Source organism: Alistipes sp. ZOR0009 (assembly GCF_000798815.1).
Taxonomy (GTDB): Bacteria; Bacteroidota; Bacteroidia; order Bacteroidales; family ZOR0009; genus Acetobacteroides.
The window spans coordinates 43,635-61,669 of sequence record NZ_JTLD01000014.1; the positions used below are offsets into that span (position 1 = coordinate 43,635).

Here is an 18,035-nt window from a genome sequence, read left to right on the forward strand (position 1 = left end):
GAGCGTTTAGCGCTCACCTCTGTTCCCGATTATCTGGAGTGTTTGCTATCGGAAAAGTATTAAGGCTGATGATGCGTCAACCTCGATGGTTCCTCCAGAGATTTTCTCCATTCCTTTTTCATTTACCTTGCCATCCTTAACCGCTGCAGTCCAGCTTCCGGTTGGTATCGTAATTTTTTGTATTGAGGTATTTCCGTTAAATACAACAACTATTTCCTTCCATTTGTCGCCGTTGGCGTTTCCTGTAATGGTATAGGCAACAAGGTTGCTGGGCAACCCATCCATAAATTTGAGATGCTTTTGGATGTCGCTTGTGGTGCTCATTTTAAAGGCTGGGTGCTTTTTGCGTAGGTCGATAAGGCCTTGGTAGTACTTAAATAGGTCGTTGTATTTGGCCTTGTTGTTCCAGTTGATGGCGTTTATCGAGTCGGGTGATTCGAAGGAGTTATGCACACCCTTTTTGTCGCGGAATACCTCTTCGCCCGAAAAGATGAATGGCACACCTTGAGAGGTGAGAATAACCGTTTGGGCTAGCTTGTCAAATTTGATAATATCGGCTTCATTAGCGTCGGGATTAGACTTTCTAAGCTTGTCAACTAGGCATAAGTCATCGTGGCACGAGATGTAGGATATGGTTTGCGAAGGCTTGTTGGCAAAGGGAGCCTGCGAGTAGTTTACCTTGCTGTAGTCTACCTGCGGGTGGCGGGTTGCGCCAACAATTCCAAATTTGATGGTTTCCTCGAACCCCGAGGCACCTGTAACAAAGCCTTTGTCCGCTTCACGCGAGTAGTGTCCTTTTAGTCCATCGCGGATATCATCGCTAAATACGGCAACGTCAGATAGCTTGGGGGCGTTGGCTTTGATGGCTCTTTTTTCGATGGGAAGCGGGGAGTCGCCAGCACTCCAACCTTCGCCGTAAACGAACAGGGTTGGATCTACCTCCTTTAGGGCTTTGGTTACGGCGTTCATCGTTTCAATGTCGTGTATGCCCATAAGGTCGAACCGGAATCCATCGATGTGGTATTCTTTGGCCCAGTATACAACGGACTCCACAATGTAGCGACGCATCATATCTCTTTCGGAGGCTGTTTCGTTGCCACATCCAGAAGCGTTGGAGTAGGAGCCATCGGCATTGTAGCGGTAAAAATAACCCGGAACCGATAGGTTGAAGTTGGATTGATCGGCAGAGAAGGTGTGGTTGTAGACCACGTCCATAACTACTCGAATCCCTTTTTGATGAAAGTTCTGCACCATCTCTTTAAACTCCCTAATACGAGCCGATGGGTCGTATGGGGTTGTTGAAAAGCTGCCTTCTGGAACATTGAAATTTTTAGGATCGTAGCCCCAGTTGTACTTATTTTGACTTAGAGCCGTTTCGTCGATGGAGGCATGGTCAAACGAGGGGAGTAGGTGAACATGGGTTACTCCAAACTCTTTTATATGGTCAATGCCTGTGCTTAGTCCTTGAGGACTTTTGGTCCCAACTTCGGTCCAAGCCATAAATTTGCCCTTGTTTTTTATTCCAGAAGATGGATGCATGCTCATATCCCTATGGTGTAGCTCGTATAGGATGATATCATTGGGGCGGGCCAATGGAGGGCGCATATCCTTTTCCCATCCCTTGGGATTAGTTTTTTTTATGTCAATAATCGCCGATCGATTTCCATTTACACCAACAGCGTTGGTCCATGCTCCCGTTGTTTCATTCAGGAGTTTTCCCTTGTATTTAACTTGAAAGGTGTAAAACTTGCCGTTGAGATTTTCTTTTAATGAAGATCTCCAAGGTTCGCTCTCACTTTTGCGGAAGAGCGGTATCGTTTTGTATGGGCTACCGCCTAAACCTTCGTTGTAAAGGTTTAGATAAACCGCTTCTGCCTTTGGCGACCAGAAGGTAAAGCGAGTCTCCTGTGGAGTATAGACCATTTGTAGATCGTTGCCTTTGTAGCTAGGGTAATTTTGGTACAAGGCATTTGGCGATTGGCTCATTGCAGGAGCGATTATGGCTCCTAGTAGGGCTATGAGAGCAATATTCTTCATGATGCTTAGTAAAGTAAGTACACATTTGCAGTACGGGCTGCATTACATGCAATATTATGACATTTATGGCTAACGTGCATTCTCCAGTACTCGCGTATACTCCATTTTGGCTGGAAGGTGGCCGATTTTGGGATTAACAGCTTGTTCCTCGATGCAGAAAGCAGACCGTTTTATAAAATTTAATAGCCTAGAACTTGTAGTTTCGCTATAAAACGTGTTATCTTACTATGGTTTGCATTTGTATGTGCAGGATTAATATCTTAATAAACCCAGATATGAAAAGGAGAACATTTTTACGATTGATGGGCATCCCTATGCTTATTATGGTTTTGATGCTAGGTGTTTACGGTAGTGCTTACGCGCAGAATGCCCAAAAACCAACAATAGCCATACTGGCTACAGGAGGTACAATTGCAGGTGCGGGCGAATCCGAGGTTAGTTCGGCCTACAAGTCGGGTGCTGTTACCGTCGATAAGCTGCTGGTGGCCGTTCCTCAAGTAAAGGATTTGGCCCTAATAAAAGGCGAGCAGGTTGCTCAGATTGGCAGTCAAGACATGAATAATGATATTTGGCTAAAGGTTGCCAAAAGATTGAACGAGCTGGCCAATGATCCATCTATTGATGGCTTCGTTATTACGCACGGTACGGATACAATGGAAGAAACAGCGTTTTTCCTTAACCTAATTGCCAAAACGGACAAACCAATCGTAATGACAGGAGCAATGCGCCCCTCTACCGCACTAGGTGCTGATGGGCCACGTAATCTTTACGATGCGGTGCTTACGGCTTCGAGTCCGCTTTCAAAAGGAAAGGGTGTTATGGTTGTTATGGACGACAAAATTTACAGCGCAGATGATATAACCAAAACGATGACTACCGCTGTCGAAACATTCCAGTGCCCCAATTTTGGGCCTCTTGGCTATGTGCTTAATGGTAAGCCTTGGTTTACACGCGAAGTAAAAGTTAAAAATACGCTAACTTCCGAATTTTCGATAGATAAGAATACGGTGGCTCTGCCCGAAGTTGTTATTATTTACGGGTATGCAAACGAAAACCCAATGCTTGTCGAAGCAGCCGTAAAGGCAGGAGTAAAGGGTATTGTTTATGCTGGAATGGGTAACGGAAATCCATCTACGGCTGTGGAAAAGGCCCTAGCAGAGGCTGTGAAGAAGGGCGTGTTTGTTGTTCGCACTTCGAGGGTGTTTTCTGGACCAACTATCGAATATGGGGAGGTTGATGATGTGAAAAATGGATTTGTAGCATCATGGTTCCGCAACCCACAAAAGTCAAAGGTGCTGCTAACGCTTGCGTTGATGAGAACTAACGACGTGGCAAAAATTCAGCAAATGTTTAAGGAGTATTGATACGTATTTACATAAATAGAAGAAGGATCCATAACGGGATCCTTCTTTTTTATTTTTATTCCGAAATAACTCCAGAACCAATAAGCTCGTTGTTGCTGTACCATGCGGCAAATTGGCCTGCCGTTACTCCCCGTTGTGGTAGGTCGAAGATGATGTATAAGCCTTCTGCAGTTCTATGCAGTGTGGCATCCTGAAGCGGTTGTCTATAGCGTATGCGAACCTTTAAACTGCGTTCTTCTCCAATACTTAAGGTTAAGTCTGGACGAACGGCATGGATTTCATCTGCTTTAATGAACAACCCTTTCCTGTTTAAACCTGGATGGTCGTGTCCTTGGCCAACGTAAAGAATGTTATTTTCGATATCTATTGAGATTACAAATAGCGGAAGTGCCTTCCCTCCAACGTTTATTCCTTTACGCTGACCAATGGTAAAGAAGTGTGCGCCGGTGTGTGTGCCTACTTTTTTACCATTATTCAGATGGTAGAAATAGGGGCGAGCCATTTCCTCTAGCGTTTTACGCTCTGGTAATCTTTCGTAAAATGAAGGTGCAATTTCTACCGTTATGCCTGATTTTGCCGCCAATTTTTGCTGTAAAAAAACGGGAAGATCTATTTTCCCAACGAAGCAGAGTCCTTGCGAGTCCTTTTTTTCGGCTGTTGGTAGCTCTTGTTCTGCAGCAATTTTTCGGACCTCTGGCTTTTGTAAATGGCCTATTGGGAATAGCGCTTTTGAGAGTTGCTCCTGCGTTAGCTGGCAAAGAAAGTAGCTTTGATCTTTGTTGGTATCTGCACCTGCTATTAGCTGGTATGTTTCTTTTCCATCTATAAGGATGGTTCCTTTTTGGCAGTAGTGTCCAGTAGCAACAAAGTCGGCTCCTTGATTAAGGGCTGCTTTTAAAAAGGCATCAAACTTTATTTCGCTGTTGCAAAGAACATCCGGGTTGGGCGTACGTCCTTGCTCGTACTCCGAAAACATGTAGTTGACTACGCGCTCTCGGTATGTATCGCTTAGATCAATAAAAACAAAGGGGATGTCAAGTTTTTTGGCAACAAGCTCTGCAATCATTTGGTCGTCATTCCAGGGGCAATCGCCTTCGAGAGTTCCTGTGGTGTCGTGCCAATTTTGCATGTACATGCCAATAACTTCGTACCCTTGTTCTTTAAGCAGATACGCGGCAACGCTTGAATCGACGCCACCCGAAAGTCCAACTACAACTTTTCCTTTACTCATTTTTTTATCTAAAAAGCGCTCAAAGGTAACAAAATCAAATTGATTGATATCCTAAAAAATGGAAGCAACGACTGCTATAACGATAATTATGCCAACTAAAAGAATGGACACAATGGATAAGATACCGCTGTACTGAAATAGCTGGCGCAGCCTCTTGATGCCGGTGGTGGCTAAGTCGTCCTCATTTTTAACAATTGCTTTTTGCGTGTTGTTGGCAAAATTATACAACAAGATGCCTGGTATTAGCATCGTTAATGAGTAAAAAGTGATATAAACGATGGCAAGGATGAACCCTCCAAAAGGAATCATGCTGGCAAAAAGAGCGGTCATTATACCCGTAAAAATGGTTACAATTATCATCACAAAATACATGGCAATGGTGATGATTGATAGAAATTTTGCCCACTTGGCGGCAATCCACAGCTCTTTAAGCGTCCGTCCGCTGATTTCCATTGTCTCAATGCTTCTTTCTTCCATTATCTCGAGATTTTCTATATTGTTGATAGCCTTAGATCTTTTTAATCAAAATTGGAGCCAAGTATAAAATAACCCAGCTCATAATGCAGGTCACAAGATAAATCAACTTTTTTGATGGAGCAATTGAATGGAAATCTTCGAGGGCGAGAGTGCTTTGCTATTTTTTGCTGACGTACTTTTTGATAAACAAATCGTGGTATATCCAAAATGGCGTTGGGGCTTTTACCGCTTCTGCGTGGTGTTTTTGGGGTATAAGAAGTAGCATTTTGTCGCTTCTCACTTGCTTGTACATATCGGTACTCATGTATGATGGTACGTAGTCATCCGCCAATCCATGAATAAAAAGTACTGGTACGTCTATCTTCGGTGCGGCTTTAATTGGCGAAACGTCTCTGATATCAAATCCATTAATGGGCCTGTTGATGATATTTAAGGAGGTGGTTAGCGCCATGTTGGGAAGGTGGTAATCTTTGTTTAATCGTAGAGCAAACTGTGTTTCCAAATCGGAGTAGGGGCAATCAAAAATGTAAAAAGAAACTTTTTGGGCGCCATTTTTTGTCGGATTTATCTCTCCTGCATGCAATACGGCTGTTGCTGCTCCCATCGAAACGCCTTCTACTCCAATTTTTCCATGGGGAAATATGGCGGCAACGGTATCCACCCATTGATCAAGATCGTACTTCTCTAGAAATCCATATGTAGGGAAATCGCCTTCGCTCTCTCCATGTGCTCTTTGATCAAAGGAGAGCACGTTGTAGCCTCTATTTAAGAGGGAGTCTAATCGGCCTCCTACAAAAATAAACCAGCGAGATTTTGTTATTCCATGGCTAAATATTATTGTACTGGAAGAGGCTTTTGGCGCGTATATCAGCGTTGCTTTTAGCACGCTGCCATCCTTTTCTGAGACTATGCTGAGGTTTGTTTTTTTGAGATGCTGGAATCTAATAATATCAAATTGCGGGTTATGCAGGTAGAAGGAAAATCTGTTATCCTTACCTCGTGTTTCATAATCTCCTATCGCTGTCTTCATGAAATAAAATCCCGTAATTAGCCAAATAAGACCAATTGAACCTGATATCGTTAGGGCTATAAGAACGAATTTGCTAATTCTCATGTTAATCAGTTGTTTATTTTCTAAAATAGTAACATTATTTGTTGCATAAAGCTTGCTGTTTATCCTATTATTTAATTGTTGGAATATAAAAAAGACTCTCTAACACTAGAGAGTCTTTTTTTGCTATTTCATCCCGTTGGAAATCCATCTCATTACATTAGAGGGTGGCCTTTGGTTTAAGAATTCCTCTTTCATGTAGTCCATGTATGGCTTAACATGGTCGAAAAACTTGTAGTAACCATTGCAGAGGTAGTTTAGTCCTGGATTTCCGTATTTGTCGTTTAAAAATCTATTTTTTGGACACTCTCCGTAGCAGGCAAAGAGATATCGGCATTCCTTGCATTGGAGAGGGAGTGAGTTGAACTTGTTTTTTCCAAATTGTTGCTGTTTCTCGGAATACATCATCGAGGTGAGGTTGCTGGTATTGATGTTTCCTATTTTGAACTCAGGATAAACAAAGTGATCGCAGGAGTATACATCACCGTTAAATTCCATAACGCCAGCATGCCCGCAATATTTAGCCAAGGTGCAAACACCAGGCTGCTCACCAACCCAGTTGGCAAGCGTAGTATCAAACATTTGAATGAAAATTTTACCAACATCTTTCTTTATCCACTCGTTAAAAATGGCAATGTAGAAATCACCAAACTCGTTGGCATTAACGGTGTAGGGCGCTAGTATGTTGTTGCCAGCATAAGTAGGAGTGGTGTGCTTATTTCCTGTTGTAAGGTTTGATACCCGTTCTACAATTGGCGAAAATTGAATGAAGTTGCAGCCGATTTCTTTGAAAAAGTTGTATACCTCTAAAGGGTGTTTTACATTTTCGTTGTTGATCACAGCCATTGCATTGTACTCAACTCCGTGCTTTTTTAGCAATTCGATGCCGCGCATTACCTCTTTGAAAGTAGAGTGCCCTTGCTTTGAACGCCTATACTTGTCGTGGTATTCTTTTGGTCCATCGATGGAGATGCCAACTAGAAAGTTATTTTTCTTAAAGAATTCGCACCATTCGTCGGTTAGGAGCACGCCATTTGTTTGGATGCAGTTGTCTATAGGTCTATTATTTCCATATTTTTTTTGTAAGTCTATCGCTTTTTGGTAAAATTTAATGGGGCGTAAAAGAGCCTCTCCTCCATGCCAAGTAAAAAGAACTTCGGCTTTAGCCTGCGAGCGTAGGTAATCTTTTACAAAACGTTCTAGCAATTCGTCATTCATAAAATGTTTAGAGGAACTTGTATACAGCATCTCTTTTTCCAAGTAGTAGCAGTATTTGCAGTCTAAATTGCAGGTGGAGCCAACTGGTTTTAACATTACATATAGAGGTCCTGAGAATGGAGCAATGGTCTTATTCATAGTAATAAAGCGGAAAATATTTTCAAAGAAACGAAAAAAAGAGATATTGAAGTATCTCTTTTAGGGTTCTTATTTTGATTCTTTTGATGGAGAGGAAGGGACGTGGTACTTTTGTTTTAGCTGGTTTAAGCGTATTTGTAACTTTTTTTGTATGTCGGCATAGGCTGGATTGCCGTATTGGTTTTGCATTTCTTGAGGATCTTTTTCTAGGTCAAAAAGTTCCCACTCGTTGGTTGTGTAGTAGTGGATCAACTTAAACTTATCCGTTCTCACGCCTTCATGCCTTGCTACGCCATGTTCTCCAATGTGGTCGTAGTAATGGTAGTAAAGGGCATCTCTCCATTTTGTCTTTTTGCCTTCAAGCAGCGGCAAAAAGCTTTTACCTTGTACTGATTTAGGAACGTTGAGGCCTGCTGCATTTAGCAATGTTGGAGCGAAATCAATATTTTGGGTTAACTCATCTATTTTTATTCCTTTTGCTATCCTTTTAGGCCAACGGAGCATGAGTGGCATCCGAAAAGACTCTTCATACATCCAACGTTTGTCAAACCAACCATGCTCGCCAAGGTAAAAACCCTGATCTGAACAGTACACTACAATCGTATTCTCTTCGAGGTTATGCTCTTTTAGGTAGTCTAGAATGCGGCCTACATTATCGTCAACAGCTGCCACACACCTTAGATAATCGCGCATGTAATGCTGGTATTTCCACCTGACTAAGTCTATCCCTTTGGGTTTGTTTGCTAGAAATTTATATGTTTCTGGTCCGTATGCTTTGTCCCATGCATCTTTTTGTGCTTGAGTCATTCTTTCATATCCACCAACCTTTTCCCCAAAGGTATCACCTATCGGAATTTTTAAGTCGTAACCAAGCGTCATGTCTTTATCTATTCCCATTTTATGCTCGGAGGCTGGTGTTGCTCTACCACTATAATCGTCAAATAGGGTTGATGGTTCAGGAAAAGTGTCGTTGGCATACATGGTAAGATACTTGGGGCCTGGCATCCAAGTTCTATGCGGTGCTTTGAAGTTGCAAATGAGCAGAAAAGGGTTTTCTGAATTTGAGTGTTCTTTTAAAAAATCGAGCGCTAAATTTGTTGTTATTTCTTCAGAATAGCCTTCAATTCGGATTTTTCCTTTGGGTGTAAGATAATCCGGATTGTAGTAATCGCCTTGACCTGGATATACCATCCATTCGTCAAATCCAGCAGGGGTGCTTCCTAAATGCCATTTGCCAAAGATTCCAGTTGTATAGCCATGACTATGCAAGATCTTTGGAAATGTTACTTGTGATGTATCTATACTTTCCCATGTTAAAACACCGTTTAGATGGCTGTGCTTGCCTGTTAGTACGCAAGCTCGGCTTGGTGAACTTATTGAGTTGGCGCAGAAGTTCCGTGTAAAGAGTGCTCCTTCATTAGCAATTCGGTCGATATTTGGTGTTTTATTTAGCATTGAGCCGTACGCACTTATTGCTTGGTAGGCATGATCGTCGCTCATCATAAATATGATGTTAGGGCTTTTCCCCTTGTTTCTTTCTTTTGCTTCTTTAGAAATACAGGGTGCTACAATACCTAACGTGCATAGACCCATGTAGGTTAACTTTTTGTAATTCATTACTGGTGATTGTCGGTTTAATAGCTAAATATGCAGATATTTTATTGACGGGATTTCATTTTCTAGGACTATAATGTTAATATGTATAATGTATGACATATTTATTTATATTTGAAATCTGAATTAAAACATGGTAGTTTCGTAAAACGATTTGATGCTAAATGTTTTATTGTTTTGGCAGACTTAAATATAGATGTTTATGAGGTTTGTATTCTTTGTTTTTTTTGTATTTGTAGGTTTTCTAGAGACGTTGGCACAGCATCCAGTTGCTGTTTATGGCCACTATCCTATTTTTAAAGATAAAGACCAAAATCCGATAGTACGAATCAACATTCCTGTAACTGCTTCTGATAACTTGGAGTCTTTAAATATTGATCTGAAAGGGGCTGGATCTCTCATCAAATCGCTGAGGATATATTCTACAGGTGCTTCTAATTCATTTAATGACTCCATGCTTGTTGCTGATGTTGAGCCCTCGTCTGATCATCTTATTGTGAAGATGGGAAAAATGTTAAATATGGGCGATAATAACTATTGGGTTTCTGCAAGACTTTCTAAAGAAGCAAAGTTGTTGGATCGGATTGCGATAGGCATCACCTCTGTAGTATTGAGTAAAGGTGGGCTTATTTCGCTGAATAAGCCAGTGGAGAGTCCTTTTAGAGTAGGAATAACCCTGCGAAAGAAAGGTGACGATAATATCCACACTTACCGAATTCCTGGACTTGCCGCTACTGCAAAAGGAACTTTAATTGCTGTTTATGACAACCGCTATACCGGAAGTGGAGATCTTCAGGGTGATATTGATGTCGGAATGAGCCGAAGTACTGATGGAGGGGAAACGTGGGAACCTATGAGAGTTATTATGGATATGGGAGAGTCTGGCGGACTACCTCAAAATCAAAATGGAATAGGCGATCCTGCTATTCTGGTTGATAAAGAGAGCAATACCATTTGGGTTGCAGCAGTATGGGCTCATGCTCATCCTAATAAGGCAAATTGGTGGGCTTCAAGCCCAGGAATGCTTCCCAACGAAACCTCCCAGCTAATTCTTGTAAAAAGTACTGACGATGGTAAAACATGGTCAAAGCCAATAAATATAACACCTCAGGTTAAAGACTCTTCGTGGCAGCTTTTGCTGCAGGGGCCAGGTGCTGGCATAATGCTAAAAGATGGAACGTTGGTTTTTGCAGCTCAGTTTAAGAAGGATATTGGAGTGCCTGCCATAGATGGAGGAAAGTATACCTGCCATTCGACTATTTTATATAGCAAAGATAAGGGGCAAACGTGGGCCATTGGGACTGGCGCAAAGTCAAATACGACGGAGGCTCAGGTTGTCGAGTTAGCCGATGGCTCTTTAATGCTTAATATGCGTGACGATAGAAATCGAAAGGAGAAGGGGGCTAACAATGGGAGAGCCGTTGCGATTACCACCGATTTGGGTAAAACATGGAGAGTGCATTCTTCGTCTAATGGAGCGTTGCCTGAACCTAACTGTATGGCTAGTATTATTCGGGTTGATTGTAAGATTGATGGTAAAAAGAAGCCTGTATTATTTTTCTCGAATCCCAATAGTAAAAATAACCGCTCAAATATGTCTATCCAAACAAGCTTTGATGAAGGTGCAACATGGTCCGAAAAAAGAAAGCTTCTTTACAACGCAAATGATTGTTATGGCTACTCTTGTTTGACTCAGATTGATTCTAATACTATAGGGGTGTTGTACGAAGGTGCAGGAGATCTCTACTTTCAAAAGTTTAAAATAAAGGAGTTTGTTGAAAATAAGTAAGATATATCAGAGGTGCTTCTGATAGCCTAGATTAAAGTTGTTCCGAGTATGCTTTTTAAGCTGCTCGGAATTTTGTTTTGGATTTTGATAATCATCTCGATGGCGAAAAATCTTAAATTAGCAGTTTGTAAAACTAGATGTGAAGGATCAAGTTTGTTTCTTCAGTATACACCTGATTTTTATTTCAAAGCAACCTATGAAAAAACTATTAGTTTTATTGTTGGCAGTTGTCACGTTGATTTCGTGCAATTTTTCAGAAAATAAAGGTCGGCAGCATTCCTTAATTCGAGTAGGAGTCTTCGACAAAAATGGAGACAGCCCAGATTGCATAACCGATGCAGTTGAAGCGCTTCGAATTGACCGAGATATTGATGCACGGATTGTGTCTGCTGCAGATATTGTTGGAGGTAAGGCTGATGATATCGATGTTTTTCTATTCCCAGGCGGAAGTGGACGAAGTGAAACAGGTAGTTTGGGCTTACAAGGTCAGCAAAAAATTATTGATTTAGTCCGAAATCAAGGTAAAGGAGTTGTCGGAATTTGTGCTGGTGCTTATATTCTTACAAAGACTGACGGATATCCATCTCTTGGCTTAAGTGGTGCAAAGGCTATCGATATTGAGCATGATCATAGAGGGCATGGATTAGTGAAATTTTCGCTTACATCTGCGGGTAAAAAAATATTTCCAGAGTTGGCAGATCGCTCAATTTGCTATTCCTTGTACTACGAGGGCCCAGTGCTCACTCCTGCAGACAGTGCTTCTGAAAAATATGAGGAGCTGGCAACCATGCAGAGTGATGTTCATACGGTGGCAGGAACTCCTGCGAATATGACAAATAACCGGCCATTTATCACTTTTACAAAGGCAGGGAAAGGAAAGGTGGTGTCAGTCGTAGGGCACCCCGAAGCAACTCAAGGTATGAGATGGATGATTCCCCGGCTGGTAAGGTTGGTTTCAGGCCGGGAGTTGGTTAGCTATAAACCAAATGTAGTAAGACCTAATGTGCATTCGAAAGAGATTTTATTTGTGGATGATTTGCTAGCAAAACAGGATGTTCTTTTTGCCAAGTTAACAGGAACAACCTCGGATAAGGAGCTGGCTTTGCAGCAGATTGTTGATATTCGAGCATGGTCGGCAAAAAAATATATTCCAGCAATGGTGCGAGATACTGCTTTTAGTGTAAGGTTACTTGCTGCAAAATTGACGGTTGAGTTAGAGCGAACTGATGCAATTCCAGATTTAGAGGCGGCAATTGTTGTCGAGAATAATCTAAAACAGAAGAAGTTACTGCAAGATCAGCTGTCTTTGTTAAGGAAGATGGTTGGATCAAATAGATAAAAAAGGGGAACATGCTTGTTCCCCTTTTTTATTTCACGGTTAATATGTCTCTTAGTCTAATGTCTTTTGATGATGCTCCAACCATAATTCTAAAATCGCCAGGTTCTACTACCTTTTTTAAATTAATGTCTAGCATCGATAACATTTCGGGGGTGACTTTAAAGACTACCTTTTTAGATTCTCCCGCGTTAAGGCTGATGCGGGTAAACGCTTTAAGTTCAGTAATTGGACGTGCTACCGATGCAAGTTCATCTCTAATATAGAGTTGAACAACTTCATCTCCTTTTATTTTTCCGGTGTTTTTCACGGTTAATGAAATGTAGGTCGAATCATTACTTGCAATATTGTTATGGCTAAATTTTAAGTCGCTGTATTCAAAAGATGTATAGCTTAGCCCATATCCAAATGGGAATAACGGTTGTCCTGTCAGGTTGTTATAGTCATCGCCACGACCTGTTGGCTTGTGGTTGTAGACAAGGGGGAGCTGCCCTTCGAATATTGGAAACGTGATAGGAAGTCTTCCTGCTGGGTTGTAATCACCAAAAAGAACGTCTGCAACAGCATCTCCGCCTTGTTCTCCAGGATACCATACGTCTAAAATTGAAGGCACATTATGGAGCCAGCTATTCATGGTGATTGCGCTGCCTCCAACTAACACTACGATAGTGGGTTTTCCGGTGGCTGCAATTTTATTTATCAGCTCCTCTTGGCGACCAGGAAGATTTAGGTAGGCTCTATCGAGGAATTCTCCTTCGGTAATTCCAACAACCACAATGGCAGCGTCACTTTGGGATGCAAGTTTTACGGCTTTATCTATTTCTGTGCTTTCGTTGTTGCTTACACCTTCATTCCATACCAAGTTGAAAAAGGCATTTCCAGTGGGCTCGTAAAATTCAATTCGAATAGCGTATTCTTTTCCTTTTTCAAAAATAAAATCAGTGGTAACTATTTGCTTCGATAACTTCTTCCAGTTGTCGATAATTAGTTTGTTATCAATATATAGTCGATAACCGTCGTTGCCGTCTATTCCTATTTTATACTTGCCAGATGATGGAGACTTTAGGGTTCCTGTCCATTTAACCGAGTAAAAGTCGTATGGTAGAATATTAGGGTCTGGCGAAAATAGCGTCCATTGGAACTGTATTTGAGGATCAAGGCGCGTAAATGCAGGCTTTCCTGTTAGTGTAACATTGTTATAATATTCCCCTTGAAGGCCATTCTGCTTTTTCCCATCAATAATGCACGAGAGAGCCTCTGCTGGAATTGTTTTGTATTGGATATTCTCACGAGTGCAGCCTTTGGAGTGGCGAATTATTGCTGTTGATCCCAACTTATTTTTAATGCCATCTAGTATGCTCACTTTATTGATTCCTGGACCACTGTAGCCTCCTAGTCGTGCTTCATCAGCATCTGGTCCAACAACTGCTATCGACTTAATATTTTTGCGTAAGGGTAGAATGTTTTTTTCATTTTTGAGGAGTACGATTGATTTTTGAGCCGCTTCAAGGGCCAAGTTGCGGTGTGTTTTGTGTCCATTCCATATCCTAGCTTCTTGCGGATCTACGTAAGGATTTTCGAACAGTCCGAGTTCAAACTTTAAGCGCAGTACGCGGGCTACGGCTGTATCTATGATATTCTGCTTTATTTCCCCATTATAAAAAGGTGGGCAGAACAGCTTATAATGATCGTGATTTGTTTGGAAGATAACGTCCAATCCATTTGTTATTGATTTAGCTGTTGCGTCGGGATAATCTTTTGCCGTGAAATGAAGTACGTTAGCACCACCTGTTGCACCAGCATCCGAAATGGTAAAGCCTTTGAAGTTGAGTTCTTTTTTTAGATATTCGTTCAAAAGCCAGCTGTTTCCAGTGCTTGGACTTCCATCGAGAGAGTTGTAGGCTGTCATTACCGATCGAGATCCGCCTTCTTTAAAGCATGCTTCAAATGGAGGTAGGTAGATTTCGCGAAGTAGTCGCTCGTTGAAATGTATTGGATAGCTGTCCCTTCCGCCATCACCAACATTGGCCAGAAAATGTTTTGGAGTGGAGATTATCCCCATTTTTTCTAATTCGGATACGTATGCTACGCCCATCATGGATGCGAGCAAAGGGTCTTCTCCGTAAGTCTCTTCTGTCCGGCCCCAGCGCACATCGCTGGCAATATTGACAACCGGTGATAATATTTGTCTTAACCCTCGGGTGTAGCATTCTTTGGCTATGGCTTTCGAAACACGGTGCATTAAAGTCGTATCCCATGTAGCCGCAAGCCCAATTGATTGTGGAAATGCCGTTGCACCTTGTCTCACAAGACCATGAAGTGCCTCGTCAAAAGGAATTATAGGAATTCCTAGTCGGCTTTCCTTAAGAAAGAAACGCTGCATGCTATTTACCATTTCGGCGGTTTCAGCAGCAGAGGCTCCTGCGCTGTAGCTTAGCATTTGCCCAGCAGCGTTGCCTGTTTGTCCGACGGTACTTATTTGAAATCCAAAAATTCCAGTTTTATAACGATCTTTGTCAACGCTCAGATCGCCAGGAATCATAAAAAGTTGCCAAAACTTTTCCTCTGGGGTCATGCGCGCAAGAAGGTCTGCTACCCTCTTCTCTATAGGCTGCTTGGGATCTTTGTATGGTTGTGCATTTGCTGATATTGCACAAATAAGTCCCAAAATAGAAATGGTTAAAAATCTCATGTACTTGTGTTTATGTTTTGATTTGGCTTTGTCTGCTATTAGACAAAAGTAGTCTTTTTAAAGGCAAGTTAAATGAAATGAGTCGATTAGATGTAGTTGTGTTTATAATGTACGCTAAGTATGTTGGTAAGTGATTGATTTATAAGTGTTAGTCAGTATTTATAGACTCGTTTCTTCCATTTGGTAATATGTGTAAGTTCAATAATTGGGAGTAATTTACGATGCAACTGTTATAATATCATTAACTCGGTTTTATTTAGCTTGATTGCATTTCACACATAGTTAATTCTATTAAATTAAGCATTCCTTTGTGGCATAACTTATTTTGTGCAAGCATGCAAAGTAGAAAACCGCTTCATTCATTTCACATCCCAGTGATGGGGGTTGCCTACACCATTGATTCGCCACTGAGGGTGGCTGAGTTTGGGATATCGTCGGTTATTTCGCTGGTGGATGATTTGCTAATGGAGAAGATGCGAGAACTTTATAGCAAAAAGTTTGAGCTGCCATTTAGCCCTATCACATCGAGCGAGATAGATGCAAGAGCGAAGAGAATCACGTCCTACCTCAACATGATGGATCGTATTGTAAAGGAAAAAGTAGATGAACTTCTTTCTAAAAAATCAAAAACAGATTTGAAGAAATTCTCAGATATGCTTCCTAATACCTCCACCATAAAGATGGAGTTGAACAGGGTTATTGAAAATGGCACTAACTCTACCAAAGAATTTTGGAATAAGCTCAAGGAAAGTCTGACGAGTGGCTTGATAGATGTAAATATCATGACCAAAGTGGACAAAGAAAATTACAGCAATGGAGAAAAGTTGTCTGATGAATTCAACGATGCCCATGCTGCTCTTAGGGGCTTTGCCCAGAGCGAGGTTTCGTCGTCGTTGGTGCTATCAGCAGGGATGAATCCTAAGCTATACGGATACATTGAGAATTTTGAAGATTTCTATCCTACCTCTAATTTTGAGCTAAAGAAGAAGGTTACCTTGAAGGTATCTGATTTTAGATCAGCGCTTATTCAGGGTAAGTTTCTGGCGAAAAAAGGAATTTGGGTTTCGGAATATCGGATTGAATCTGGATTAAACTGTGGGGGGCATGCATTTGCAAGCGATGGGCTGCTTCTTGGTCCAATTCTGCAGGAATTTGTAGACAACCGACAGATGCTGATAGATTCAACCTTCGAAATCTACGTTAAAGCGCTAGAGCAAAAATCTAAATTTGTACCAACTGAGGCTCCTTGCCTAAAAATTAGCGTACAGGGTGGTGTTGGAACTAACGAAGAGCACCAGATGCTGATTAGCCGCTATAAAGTTGATTCTGTGGGTTGGGGATCCCCATTTCTGCTGGTTAAAGAAGCAACATGTGTTGATGATGATACCCGTCAGCGGCTGGCTAAGGCTACAGAAAATGACTTGTACTTAAGCAACATTTCTCCTTTAGGGGTAATGTTTAATAACCTCCGTGGTAGCTCTATGGAGATGAAAAGAGATCTGTTGATTCAGCAAGGTCGCCCAGGTAGCCATTGCCTTAAGCGGTTTTTAGCACTTAGTAAGGAGCATAACGATCGTGGAGAATGTACGGCTTCTGTTTCCTATATTAAGAGAAAATTGAAGGAGTTAAACGAAAAGCAGCTTACGGCAAGCGAATATGAGATCCAGTACAACAAGATAACTGAAAAATCATGCCTTTGTATCGGACTTGTAACATCAGCCTACTCCGAACACGGGGTTGATGGAGGGAAGGAATATAACGGAATTACGATTTGTCCAGGCCCTAACATGGCTTATTTTTCTAAAGAGGTTTCATTAAAGAAGATGGTTGGGCACATTTATGGTGCTAATAATATTATCGAACGGTTAGATCGTCCTCATATGTTCGTAAAGGAGCTTTATTTGTATGTTGACTATTTAAAGAGAAAAATAATGGAATGTGGTGACGATATTAACGCGAAGGACACCAAATATTTTTCAACATTTAAAGACAATCTTTTGAAGGGAATAGAGTACTACCGTTCTATATTTAAAGAAGTAACGAAGGATAGTAATAAAGCACTAAAGCAGCTGGTTGAGGCAGAAAAGCAAATAAGTAAGCTTTTCTGTAGCCTTAAATGTGCCGTGTAAGAATCCCGAAAAGCAAGAAATAGGGCCGAGATGATATTTTTGTGAGCAACAAAAGTCTTCTCGGCTTTTTTTAGTCTATATCAATTTGATAGCTGTCTAACAATCCGATGATTCCAGGATAGGAGAACTTTCCGCCTTTGATTTTATTTTGATTGATATCTATAATATAACCAGAGGCTGTACGAAAGTCGGCTTGTTGAAGGTTGTTTTGTATAAAGGTTGTTCCTGTCAGATCGCAATTGTCAAATACCGCATTAGATAGGGTGCAACTTTCAAAAATTGCAGCTTTTAAGGAGGATTTGCGAAAGAGAAATCCCTTCATGCTCTTTTTTATAAAAATGGCGTAATCAAGGTTGCATTCGTCAAATGTGGCCGCAAAAAGAAAGTCGCTAGCTAGCGAAAAATCGACACCCAACAGCTTACATCCTGTAAATGATACATTTTTAAGTCCTGCTTTCGGAAGTTTAACTTGTGAAAGGTTGCATTGCACCATCTCGCAATCAATAAGCTCTACGCCCCTTAGCTGCAGATTTGTAAAATTACAATTCTCGAAACGACACCCGTTGTATTCAATGCCATCTATGCCTTTCGTAGAAAAATCGATGCCAATGAAAGTCTGATCATCATAAATCATTTTTAGCAGTTTTCGGGGTCTTCTAAAATTTCTTTTACACGTCCAACCTCGCCAGTTTCTAACCTCACTTTTATGCCATGAGGGTGGTTGGGCGAGTTTGTTAAAATATTTTTCACGACACCTTCTGTTAGGTTTCCTGTACGCTGATCTTCCTTAAGTACGATATTAACCAGCAGACCTATTTTTATGTTACTTCTTTTTCTTCCGTCCATGGTAATGATGGTATAACACTGCAACTTTAAGTTACAGCATGTTGGGTGTAAAA

Annotated in this window: 13 protein-coding genes; 4 read left to right on the forward strand and 9 right to left on the reverse strand. The window is 41.2% G+C overall.

Annotation, left to right across the window (positions count from 1 at the left end; translation table 11 throughout):
• Positions 1–45 precede the first annotated feature (45 nt).
• Positions 46–2,037 carry a type I pullulanase gene (pulA, locus tag L990_RS04465; protein ID WP_047445929.1) on the reverse strand — a complete coding sequence of 664 codons (1,992 nt, stop codon included), beginning with the start codon at positions 2,035–2,037 and terminating at the stop codon, positions 46–48.
• A 275-nt stretch (positions 2,038–2,312) separates the two neighbouring features.
• Between pulA and L990_RS04470 the strand changes: the two genes are divergently transcribed.
• The gene (locus L990_RS04470) at positions 2,313–3,401 is read left to right on the forward strand and encodes a type II asparaginase (protein WP_197057234.1); all 1,089 of its coding nucleotides are present in this window, start codon (positions 2,313–2,315) and stop codon (positions 3,399–3,401) included.
• Between the two features lie 55 nt (positions 3,402–3,456).
• On the opposite strand, the gene mnmA is transcribed toward L990_RS04470, so the two are convergent.
• From mnmA to L990_RS04495, 5 genes are all read right to left on the reverse strand, one after another.
• Complete coding sequence (gene mnmA, locus L990_RS04475) at positions 3,457–4,632, reverse strand: tRNA 2-thiouridine(34) synthase MnmA (RefSeq protein ID WP_047445934.1); 1,176 nt, start codon at positions 4,630–4,632, stop codon at positions 3,457–3,459.
• 51 nt (positions 4,633–4,683) lie between these two features.
• Positions 4,684–5,109 carry a hypothetical protein gene (locus tag L990_RS04480; protein ID WP_156121342.1) on the reverse strand — a complete coding sequence of 142 codons (426 nt, stop codon included), beginning with the start codon at positions 5,107–5,109 and terminating at the stop codon, positions 4,684–4,686.
• A gap of 157 nt (positions 5,110–5,266) precedes the next feature.
• Positions 5,267–6,223 (reverse strand): alpha/beta hydrolase, encoded by a 957-nt coding sequence (locus L990_RS04485; protein ID WP_081981593.1) that lies wholly within the window; start codon positions 6,221–6,223, stop codon positions 5,267–5,269.
• A gap of 123 nt (positions 6,224–6,346) precedes the next feature.
• Entirely contained in the window at positions 6,347–7,576 is a 1,230-nt protein-coding gene (locus L990_RS04490) for an anaerobic sulfatase-maturation protein (protein WP_047445938.1), read from the reverse strand.
• Between the two features lie 69 nt (positions 7,577–7,645).
• The gene (locus L990_RS04495) at positions 7,646–9,193 is read right to left on the reverse strand and encodes a sulfatase (protein WP_047445939.1); all 1,548 of its coding nucleotides are present in this window, start codon (positions 9,191–9,193) and stop codon (positions 7,646–7,648) included.
• A 199-nt stretch (positions 9,194–9,392) separates the two neighbouring features.
• Here L990_RS04495 and L990_RS04500 point away from each other — a divergent pair, with 199 nt between their 5' ends.
• Both L990_RS04500 and L990_RS04505 read left to right on the forward strand, forming a co-directional pair.
• Positions 9,393–10,979, forward strand: a complete 1,587-nt coding sequence (locus tag L990_RS04500) for a sialidase family protein (RefSeq protein WP_047445943.1) — start codon at positions 9,393–9,395, stop codon at positions 10,977–10,979.
• Between the two features lie 196 nt (positions 10,980–11,175).
• Positions 11,176–12,318, forward strand: a complete 1,143-nt coding sequence (locus L990_RS04505) for a hypothetical protein (protein ID WP_047445945.1) — start codon at positions 11,176–11,178, stop codon at positions 12,316–12,318.
• Positions 12,319–12,346: 28 nt separating this feature from the next.
• Here the strand turns inward: L990_RS04505 and L990_RS04510 are convergent, their stop codons facing one another.
• Positions 12,347–15,007: a glycoside hydrolase family 3 protein gene (locus L990_RS04510; protein WP_047445947.1), complete on the reverse strand. Its 2,661-nt coding sequence runs from the start codon at positions 15,005–15,007 to the stop codon at positions 12,347–12,349.
• A 335-nt stretch (positions 15,008–15,342) separates the two neighbouring features.
• On the opposite strand from L990_RS04510, the gene L990_RS04515 reads away from it, so the two are divergent.
• Positions 15,343–17,136 (forward strand): hypothetical protein, encoded by a 1,794-nt coding sequence (locus L990_RS04515; RefSeq protein ID WP_047445949.1) that lies wholly within the window; start codon positions 15,343–15,345, stop codon positions 17,134–17,136.
• Positions 17,137–17,206: 70 nt separating this feature from the next.
• Here L990_RS04515 and L990_RS04520 read toward each other — a convergent pair whose 3' ends face one another.
• Entirely contained in the window at positions 17,207–17,770 is a 564-nt protein-coding gene (locus tag L990_RS04520) for a pentapeptide repeat-containing protein (protein ID WP_047445956.1), read from the reverse strand.
• A 2-nt stretch (positions 17,771–17,772) separates the two neighbouring features.
• Positions 17,773–17,982, reverse strand: a complete 210-nt coding sequence (locus L990_RS04525) for a YwbE family protein (protein WP_047445958.1) — start codon at positions 17,980–17,982, stop codon at positions 17,773–17,775.
• Positions 17,983–18,035: the final 53 nt, after the last annotated feature.

Coding starts and splice junctions, on each gene's coding strand:
- L990_RS04470 (WP_197057234.1), top strand. CDS start 2,313: ATGAAAAGGAGAACATTTTTACGATTGATGGGCATCCCTATGCTTATT.
- L990_RS04480 (WP_156121342.1), bottom strand. CDS start 5,109: ATGGAAGAAAGAAGCATTGAGACAATGGAAATCAGCGGACGGACGCTT.
- mnmA (WP_047445934.1), bottom strand. CDS start 4,632: ATGAGTAAAGGAAAAGTTGTAGTTGGACTTTCGGGTGGCGTCGATTCA.
- L990_RS04495 (WP_047445939.1), bottom strand. CDS start 9,193: ATGAATTACAAAAAGTTAACCTACATGGGTCTATGCACGTTAGGTATT.
- L990_RS04515 (WP_047445949.1), top strand. CDS start 15,343: ATGCAAAGTAGAAAACCGCTTCATTCATTTCACATCCCAGTGATGGGG.
- L990_RS04520 (WP_047445956.1), bottom strand. CDS start 17,770: ATGATTTATGATGATCAGACTTTCATTGGCATCGATTTTTCTACGAAA.
- pulA (WP_047445929.1), bottom strand. CDS start 2,037: ATGAAGAATATTGCTCTCATAGCCCTACTAGGAGCCATAATCGCTCCT.
- L990_RS04525 (WP_047445958.1), bottom strand. CDS start 17,982: ATGGACGGAAGAAAAAGAAGTAACATAAAAATAGGTCTGCTGGTTAAT.
- L990_RS04485 (WP_081981593.1), bottom strand. CDS start 6,223: ATGAGAATTAGCAAATTCGTTCTTATAGCCCTAACGATATCAGGTTCA.
- L990_RS04500 (WP_047445943.1), top strand. CDS start 9,393: ATGAGGTTTGTATTCTTTGTTTTTTTTGTATTTGTAGGTTTTCTAGAG.
- L990_RS04510 (WP_047445947.1), bottom strand. CDS start 15,007: ATGAGATTTTTAACCATTTCTATTTTGGGACTTATTTGTGCAATATCA.
- L990_RS04505 (WP_047445945.1), top strand. CDS start 11,176: ATGAAAAAACTATTAGTTTTATTGTTGGCAGTTGTCACGTTGATTTCG.
- L990_RS04490 (WP_047445938.1), bottom strand. CDS start 7,576: ATGAATAAGACCATTGCTCCATTCTCAGGACCTCTATATGTAATGTTA.